This window comes from Actinoplanes sp. NPDC024001 (genome assembly GCF_040638955.1).
Classification (GTDB): domain Bacteria; phylum Actinomycetota; class Actinomycetes; order Mycobacteriales; family Micromonosporaceae; genus Actinoplanes.
In genome coordinates this window covers 1-8,000 of the sequence record NZ_JBEZZB010000284.1, presented here as the reverse complement: position 1 = coordinate 8,000, position 8,000 = coordinate 1, and the positions used below count along the sequence as shown (strand labels likewise).

Sequence of the window (8,000 nt, the reverse complement as noted above, 5' to 3'; positions counted from 1 at the left end):
GCGCGGCAGGCCGCGCGCCTCGCGCCGGTCCGCGAGGGCCGCCCGCACGTCGGTCTCGTAGGCGTCCATCAGCACCGCGTGCGCGCCGAGCACGTCGCCGTCACGCTGCGCGGCCGCCAGCGCCTCCTGGTCCACCTGCAGCGCCTTGGCCAGGGCCTGCTCGACGTTGAGCACCGACCGGATCTGGCCGGGGATCTTCTCCTCGATGTTGTGGCACTGGTCCAGCATGAAGTTGACCTTGGACGCCGGGCGGTGCGCGCCCTGCGACACGATCTCCGCCATGATCCGGAACAGCTGGAACGGGTCGGCCGAGCCGACGATCAGGTCGTCGTCGGCGTAGAAGCGCGAGTTGAAGTCGAACGCGCCCAGCTTGTTCACCCGCAGCAGCTGCATCACGATGAACTCGATGTTGGTGCCCGGCGCGTGGTGGCCGGTGTCCAGCACCACGGTCGCCTTGTCGCCCAGCGCCAGGCAGTGCACCAGCGAGGTGCCCCAGTCCGGGATGTCCATGCTGTAGAAGTGCGGCTCGAAGAACTTGTACTCCAGCAGGATCCGCATGGTGTCGTCGAGCGCGTCGTAGATCGTGCGCAGCGACTCGGCGAGCCGGTCCTGGCGGCCGCGCAGCGAGTCCTGCCCGGCGTAGTTCAGGCCGTCCGGCAGCCAGATCTTCAGGTCGGTCGAGCCGGTCTGGCGCATCACGTCCAGGCACTGCAGGTGGTGGTCGACGGCCTTGCGGCGCACCGCGGCGTCCGGGTGGCAGAGCGAGCCGAGCCGGTAGTCGTCCTCCTGGAACAGGTTCGAGTTGATCGCGCCGATCCTCACGCCCAGCTTGTCGGCGTGCGCCTTCAGGTCGGACCAGTCGTCGACCAGGTCCCACGGGATGTGCAGCGAGACCCGCGGCGCCAGGCCGGTCAGGCGGTGCACCTGCGCGGCGTCGGACAGTTTCTCGTACGGGTTGCGCGGCACCCCGGGGCGGGCGAACACCTTGAACCGGGTGCCCGAGTTGCCGTAAGCCCAGCTGGGCACCTCGACCGTGAAGTCGTCCAGTTCGTCGAGGCGGATCATGAGGTACCTCCGTACCGTCGGTTCGTAAGCCCGTTCAGCAGGGCCGCGAAAACAAGCACCGTGCCGAGCGCGAGCAGCTGGTACTGCGCGCCCTCGTTGCCGACGAAGGCCAGCAGGATGCCGGCGTTCAGCCAGACGATCAGCAGCGTGGCGAGGACGACGCCGGCGACTCTGCCGATGCCTCCGGTGATCGCCACCCCGCCGAGCACGGCGATGGTGATGGCGGGCAGCGCCATGCCGCTGCCCGAGACGCCCGCGTCGGGGCGGGCGGAGGCGAACTGCGCGACGGTCACCACGGCCACCAGGCCGGAGATCAGACCCGCATAGACGTACGCCTTGAAGCGCGTGTCGCGCACGGGGAGACCGGACCAGCGCGCCGCCACGTCGTTGGTGCCGATCGCATAGAGCCGGCGACCGTACGCGGTGCGCGCCAGCAGCAGCCACACCGCCACCACGGTGGGCAGCAGGAAGGTGAAGATCCCGAGGGGTACGTCGGGGATGTACTGCCCGAACAGCGGCAGCTCCACCGACTTGCTCAGCGAGAACAGGTCCTGGATCGGCGGCGTGCTGATCGGCTGCTGGCTGTTGATCACGATGGCGATCGACTTGTAGCCGTAGTAGGTGGCGAGCGTCGCGATCAGCGCCGGGAACCCGATGTAGGACACCAGGAACCCGTTGACCGCGCCGCACAGCGCCCCGAACCCGGCGGTCGCCAGGATCGCCAGCCACAGCGGCCAGCCCCACTCGCCGTAGGCGAAGCCGAACACCATGCCGGCCAGCGACACGATCGCGCCGACGCTCAGGTCGATGCCGCCGCGCCCGGAGAGGATCACCAGCAGCTCGGCGAGACCCAGCATGGCCAGCGGCACCGCGTTGATCAGCGCCGCGGACATGTAGTCGAAGTCGTACGGCGCGGTCAGGTAGCCGCCTGCGTCGTTGATGAAGAACGTCACCACGACGATCACGATCAGCACCGCGAGCAACGGGATCCGCTGGGTGAGCAGGATCTTCAGGATGTCCGGCCGCTGCCGGACCGGTGCCGCTGTGGCGGTCATCGGGACCTCCTCGCCCGGGCGCGCAGCAGGTCGGCGCCGACCGCCACGATGATGAAGATGCCGACGAACAGGTCGGAGAGCTGCGAGCTCCAGCCCAGCTGGGTCACCCCGGAGGCGACCGACTGGACGAGCAGGGCGCCGAGCAGGGTGCCGAGCACCGAGCCGCGGCCACCCATGATCGAGGTGCCGCCGATCACGACGGCGGCGATCACGGCCAGCTCCTTGCCCGAGCCGACCGACTGGTCCAGCGTCGAGGTGCCCTGCGCGATCACGAAGCAGGACGCGAGGCCGACGAGCAGGCCGGTCAGCACGTAGGCGAGCAGGACCCGGCGCTGGACCCGTACGCCGGCCAGCCGTGCCGCCTGGGCGTCGCCGCCGATGGCGAAGAAGTGCCGGCCGCCCGCGGTGTGCCGCAGGTACCACCAGGCCGCCGCGGTGAGCAGCAGCGTGATCAGGAAGGCGTGCGGGATGCCGAGGGTACGGCCGTCCGGTCCACGCCCGAAGAAGGCGAGGGTGGCGGGGATCCCGTTCACCGTGCCGGAGCCGAAGATCTGCAGGCCCAGGAAGAGGAACAGGTTCGCCGTGCCGAAGGTGATGATGATCGCGTGCACCCGGCCGTACGCGATCAGCACGCCGTTGACGAGCCCGAGCGCGCCGCCCGCCGCAACCGAGACGAGAACCGCGACGGCGAGGTTCACCTCGGCGTTGACCAGCAGTTTCGCGGTCAGGACCGAGCAGACCATGATGGCCGCGCCGACCGACACGTCGATGCCGCCGGTGATGATCACGATGGTCATGCCGACCCCGACCAGGGCCACCGGCGCGGTCGCCACCAGCAGCGGCTGGATCGAACCGGCGGTCATGAACGCGGGCGTGCTGATCCAGAGCGCGACCCAGAGCAGCGCGATCACGCCGACCAGCACGATCTCCTGGCCGGTCACCGGGGACGGCAGGACCCGCTGCTTGGTGCGCACGGCGGGCTTCTCCGCGGTCGTGACGCTCATTCGCTGCCTCCCGCGGCCGCGGCCAGTAGGTCCACCTGCTTGGCATCCGGACCGAACTCCTCGGTCGTGGTCCCGCCGCGCACCACCTGGATGCGGTCGGCGATGCGCAGCGCCTCCGGCAGGTCCGAGGTGACCACCAGCACCGCGGTGCCCTCCTCGGCCAGCTCGGTGATGATCCGGTGGATCTCCTCCTTGGCGCCGACGTCGACACCCTGGGTCGGCTCGGCCAGGATCAGCACCTTCGGCCGCTCCACCAGCTGCCGGGCCAGCACCACCTTCTGCGCGTTGCCGCCGGACATCGCGTTCACCGGCTGCCGCTCGCTCGGCGTCTTCACCGCGAGCCGCTTGATCAGGCCGGTCGCCACCGTGGTCTCGCGCGCCCGGTCGATGAACATGCCGAACCGCGACAGCAGCTTCAGGTGGCCCGCGGAGATGTTGAAGGCGATCGACTGGAAGCCGAACATCCCCTCGTGCTTGCGGTTCGCCGGCAGCAGCGCGACGCCCAGCTCTTGCGCGTGGCCCGGCGATCGCGGCTGGATCTGCTTGTTCTCGATGTGGATCTCCCCGCTCGTCGCCCGGTCGATGCCGTAGACGCAGGCGGCGATCTCCGAGACGCCGCTGCCGACCAGCCCGTACAGGGCGACGATCTCGCCCCTGCGCACGGCGACGTCGACGTCGCGGAACTTCCCGGCCCGGGTCAGGCCGCGCAACTCCAGCACGGCCGGTCCCTGCGGGACCACCCGGTGCGGCCGGGCGTCGGAGAGCTCCTCACCCACCATCAGGTGGGCGATCTGCCGCACGCTCAATTCACCGATCGGGTACGTCCCGATCGTGCGCCCGTCCCGCATCACGGTCACCTCGTCCGCGATCCGGAACAGCTCGTCGAGGCGGTGCGAGATGTAGACGACCGCCACGCCCGAGTCGGTGAGGCGGCGTACCACGTCGAAGAGCACCTCGATCTCGGCGTCGGTGAGGATCGCCGACGGCTCGTCGAGGATCAGCACCTTCGCGTCGCCGGAGAGCGCCTTCGCGATCGACACCTGCTGCTGCTCGGCGATCGACAGGTTGCCGACGGTGGCGGTCGCGTACTGCGCCGGCAGGCCGAGCAGCTCCAGCAGCTCGACCACCCGCTCGTTCTGCGCCGCCCAGTCGACCCTTCCGCTCTTCTTCAGCTCCTTGCCGAGGAAGATGTTCTCCGCCACGGTGAGCTCGGCGAACAGCTGCGGCTCCTGGTAGACCGTGGCGATGCCGAGAGCGATCGCGTCGGTGGTGGAGTGGATCCGGACCGGGGCGCCCTCCCACTCGATCGTGCCGGTGTCGGCGATCTCCGCCCCGGCCACGATCTTGATCATCGTGGACTTCCCGGCGCCGTTCTCCCCGACCAGGGCGTGGACCTTGCCCGCCCGTACGGTGAAATCGCCGTGCTGAATGGCCCGGACCGCGCCGAACCGCTTGCCCACAGCGGTCAGGCGCAGCCGGGGGGTTTGGTCGTTGTCGGTCATCAGTACTTGAACTGGTCGACGTTCTGGTCGGTGATCTGCAGGGGCGGGCCGAGCAGCAGCATCTTGTCCGCCTCGGTGTACTCCACCGCGGACAGCTCGCTCGACACGTTGTTGGTGGCGCCGAACGGCTTGCCCTGCGCGATCTGGGCGCCGGCCCACGCGGTCAGGTAGCCGAGGTTCTCCACGTCCCAGAGGATCGCGGCGGTCGACGACTTGTCCTGCAGGTAGGGCTTCATCGCCTGCGGGGTGCCCAGGCCGACGGTGAAGACCTTGCCGATCTTGCCGGCGTCCTTGACCGCCTGCGCCACACCCGGCGCGCTCGACGTGCACTCGCCGACCAGACCGGTCAGGTCGGGGTGCGCGTTCATCAGGTCGGTCGCCATCTGGGTCGCCTTCGCCTGGTCCTCACCGGCGTAGACGATGTCGACGATCTGAGCCTCCGGGTACTTCTCCGCGGTGACCTTCTTCTGCACCTCGATCCACGAGTTCAGGTTCTCGGCGGTCTGGCCGCAGGAGACGATCGCGTACTTGCCCTTGCCGCCCATCGCCTTGAGCAGCGAGTCGGTCAGGCTGGTGCCGATGCCCTCGGCGGTGGCCTGGTTGACGAAGACCTCACGGACGCTGTTCGGGGCGTCGGTGTCGGCGGTGGCGACGTGGATGCCGGCGTCCTTGGCCTGCTGCAGCAGCGGGGCCATGCTGTCGGGGTCGTTCGGCGCGACGATCAGGGCGTCGACCTTCTGCTGGATGTAGGAGCGCACGATGTCGGCCTGCGCGGCGGCGTCGGCCTGGGTCGGGCCCTGGTAGAGCCATTCGACGTTGCCGAGGGCGGCGGCGGCCTCCTTGCCGCCCGCGTTCATCGCCTCGAAGTAGGGGACACCCTGCAGCTTCGGGACGAAGGCGACCTTGTAGGTCTTGTCGCCTTCGTTCCCGGCACCCGCGGTGTCGGTGTCGTTCTTCTTGGTGCAACCGGTGAGCGCTATGGCGGCCGTCGCGGTGAGCGCGACGGCAGCGGCGAACCGAGGGCGCATGACGCCTCCTGAGGAAAGGGCTCTTGAAACGTTCTATCCGAGGTGTGACTCACGTTACGAGGGTGTTAGCGCAGGGTCAATAGTTGATTCGCTTGGGATCGGAAGGGTCACCTCGGGAGTGGCTGCGGCAGAGTGAGACGTTTCAAGATTGGCGCCGGGTGGGCGGTCGTGGGAGCGGGCCGCTTCGCCTTGGCCGATCAGCGAGTTTCCCCGGCGGCTCGCCGTTCCGGCCGATCAGCCGTTCTTCCGGCGGTTCGCTTCGTTCCGGCGAATCGGTGCGTTTCCCCGGGCTGCCCGATTCGTTCCCGCTGTCCTGGCTGCTTGCTTCGTTCCAGCTGATCAGCGCGTTTCCCCGGCTGCCCGGTTCGTTGCTGCCGATCAGTCGTTCCTCTAGCTGACCGCATCGCTTTGCCTACTTCACAGCCCTGCGCGGTGTTGCGGATGGCTGCTCGCGGTGCCGATCGGGTGGCGTCGGGGAACAGTGAGCAAACGCCGCTACGCCTGTAGCGGGTGTATGCACACCCGCTACAGGCGTAGCGGCTTCGGAGCATATGACCGCATCGCTGTCCGGCAGGCCGGTCAGTGGCTGCCGGGCGGCAGTGCGTTCGCAGTCGCCTTTCCGTTCGCCTGCCGGCTGCGGGCCTCGACTGCGGAAGCTGTCTAGCGACGGCCCGGACGGTTCCGGCGGATCAGCACGATGCCGGCGGCCGCGGCGGCGACCGCTGCGCCGATCACCGCGTAGCGCTGCGGATCCGCGGACACCCGGCGGGGCACCTCACCGATCGCGGCGCCGGCCCGCTCGGCGGTGTCGGCGGCCGAGGCGACGAGGCGGGTGCTCGTCTCGGCGGCGGACTGCTTGACGCGGCCCGGCACGTCGACCTTGGCGACCAGGGCGGCGGCGGTCTCGCCCATCTCGGCCCGGGTGCGCTCGATCTCGGCCTTCAACTCGTCGGCGGTCTTCGGGCCGCCGCCGTTCTTCGGCTCGTCCTCCCTGGCTGCGGCCTCGCGCTCCTTGGCGGCGGCCTCGCGCGCCGCGTATGCCTCTTCGGTGTTGAGGTGCGGGGCCGACTTCGGCATCCCGGTCTCGGTGTGCACCGGCGTCGTCAGGTAGGTGCCCGGCTCACCGATCCGCGGCCTCTGCGCCGGGGTGGCATCCGGGCGCGCAGCCTGACCGGAGCCGGAGCCGGAGCCGGGGCCGGAGCTGGAGCCGGAGCCGGAGCTGGAGCCGGCGCTGGCACCTGCGGTGGTGCCGGTGCTCTGGCCGCCCGCTACCGCACTGCTGCCGGCGCCCTTGGTCGGCCGCGTGTCCGCCGGCATGGCGGACGACGTCGTGCCGCCGGCCGGCGTGGCACCGCTACGCGTTGCGGAACTGCCGCCCGTCGCAGCGTTGGTTCCGGTTGTGCTGTTGCTACCGCTCGCGGCGCTACCGCTCGCGGCGCTACCGCTCGCGGCGCTACCGCTTGGCGTGCTGCCGCCCGCCGTGGTGCCGCGCGCTGCGGTGCTCCCGCTTGCCGCGGTGCTGACGCCTGCCATCGTGCTGCCCGCCGCCGTGGTGCTGCCGCCCGCGTGGACCGCTGCGGTGCTGCCGCCCGCTGGTGAGCTGTCCGCTGATGCGGTGCGGCCCGCCGCCGTGGTGCTGCCGGTCGTCGTTCCCGTCTCGGCCGGCTTCGTGCCGCCGGTCGCTTTCGCGGTCGCCGTAGTGGTCTCCGCCGGCTTCATCCCGCTGGCCTCTTTCGCTGTCGCCGTGCGGTCGTCAGCTCGATGCTGTGCCGTGCTGCCGCTGTGAGGCTGCGCGGTGCCGCCGGCGCTGTACTTCGGCGCCGGATGGCTCGACGAGCTGCCGCTGTGGCCCGGCTTCGCTCCGGCCGGCGTCTGCTGCTGACCGGATGCGGCCTCGTTGTTCGGCACACCGCTGTTGTGACCCGGCGCGGGCCCGCTCGAGGCCGGTCCACCTGCTGCCGGCCGGCTCGCTGTGGCGCCGCTTGCCGTCGCCCCGCTGGCGGCCGTCGCGCTCGGAGCCGGATGGCTTGCCGTCGTCCCGCTGGCGGCCGACCCGCTCGGAGCCGGATGGCTTGCCGTCGTCCCGCTGGCGGCCGACCCGCTCGGGGTCGGATGGCTTGCTGTGGTCCCGCTCGCTGACGGTTGGCCTGCTGCGGAACCGCCTGTCGTGGTTCCGCTGGAGGCCGTCCCGCTCGTTGCCGGCCGGGACGCTGCGGTGCCGGTTGCTGCCGGGCCGCCTGGCGAGGGCCGGCCCGGAGCGCCGGCGGACGGGGTGGCCACCGGGCCGGGTTTGTCCAGGCCGGCGGGGGAGGGGCCCGGCTTGGCGGTGCCCGCTCCCGGCTTGGC

7 protein-coding genes are annotated in these 8,000 nt (G+C 70.5%); 1 reads left to right on the top strand and 6 read right to left on the bottom strand.

The window, feature by feature from the left end; all coding sequences use genetic code 11:
- The 6 genes from rhaI to AB0F81_RS49445 form a co-directional block, all read right to left on the bottom strand.
- A partial coding sequence (gene rhaI / locus AB0F81_RS49470; protein ID WP_360211110.1) for an L-rhamnose isomerase occupies window positions 1-1,065 on the bottom strand: 1,065 nt, incomplete at its 3' end.
- The gene (locus tag AB0F81_RS49465) at window positions 1,062-2,120 is read right to left on the bottom strand and encodes an ABC transporter permease (protein ID WP_360211108.1); all 1,059 of its coding nucleotides are present in this window, start codon (window positions 2,118-2,120) and stop codon (window positions 1,062-1,064) included. The genes rhaI and AB0F81_RS49465, both read right to left, overlap by 4 nt.
- Window positions 2,117-3,124, bottom strand: coding sequence for an ABC transporter permease (locus AB0F81_RS49460; protein WP_360211106.1), 1,008 nt, complete (start codon window positions 3,122-3,124; stop codon window positions 2,117-2,119). The genes AB0F81_RS49465 and AB0F81_RS49460 overlap by 4 nt, the downstream gene beginning before the upstream one ends.
- The gene (locus AB0F81_RS49455; protein WP_360211104.1) at window positions 3,121-4,626 is read right to left on the bottom strand and encodes a sugar ABC transporter ATP-binding protein; all 1,506 of its coding nucleotides are present in this window, start codon (window positions 4,624-4,626) and stop codon (window positions 3,121-3,123) included. The genes AB0F81_RS49460 and AB0F81_RS49455 overlap by 4 nt, the downstream gene beginning before the upstream one ends.
- Window positions 4,626-5,654 carry an autoinducer 2 ABC transporter substrate-binding protein gene (locus AB0F81_RS49450; RefSeq protein ID WP_360211102.1) on the bottom strand — a complete coding sequence of 343 codons (1,029 nt, stop codon included), beginning with the start codon at window positions 5,652-5,654 and terminating at the stop codon, window positions 4,626-4,628. Before AB0F81_RS49450 ends, AB0F81_RS49455 begins: the two co-directional genes overlap by 1 nt.
- Window positions 5,655-6,314: 660 nt before the next feature.
- Window positions 6,315-6,971 (bottom strand): DUF3618 domain-containing protein, encoded by a 657-nt coding sequence (locus AB0F81_RS49445; protein WP_360211100.1) that lies wholly within the window; start codon window positions 6,969-6,971, stop codon window positions 6,315-6,317.
- On the opposite strand from AB0F81_RS49445, the gene AB0F81_RS49440 reads away from it, so the two are divergent.
- The gene (locus AB0F81_RS49440) at window positions 6,958-7,440 is read left to right on the top strand and encodes a hypothetical protein (protein WP_360211098.1); all 483 of its coding nucleotides are present in this window, start codon (window positions 6,958-6,960) and stop codon (window positions 7,438-7,440) included. The two genes, AB0F81_RS49445 and AB0F81_RS49440, sit on opposite strands and share 14 nt — an antisense overlap.
- The last annotated feature ends 560 nt before the right edge of the window (window positions 7,441-8,000 follow it).

Bases quoted from the DNA above. Each gene is read 5' to 3' on its own strand.
- AB0F81_RS49465 (WP_360211108.1), bottom strand. From the start codon at position 2,120: ATGACCGCCACAGCGGCACCGGTCCGGCAGCGGCCGGACATCCTGAAG.
- AB0F81_RS49460 (WP_360211106.1), bottom strand. From the start codon at position 3,124: ATGAGCGTCACGACCGCGGAGAAGCCCGCCGTGCGCACCAAGCAGCGG.
- AB0F81_RS49455 (WP_360211104.1), bottom strand. From the start codon at position 4,626: ATGACCGACAACGACCAAACCCCCCGGCTGCGCCTGACCGCTGTGGGC.
- AB0F81_RS49450 (WP_360211102.1), bottom strand. From the start codon at position 5,654: ATGCGCCCTCGGTTCGCCGCTGCCGTCGCGCTCACCGCGACGGCCGCC.
- AB0F81_RS49445 (WP_360211100.1), bottom strand. From the start codon at position 6,971: ATGCCGGCGGACACGCGGCCGACCAAGGGCGCCGGCAGCAGTGCGGTA.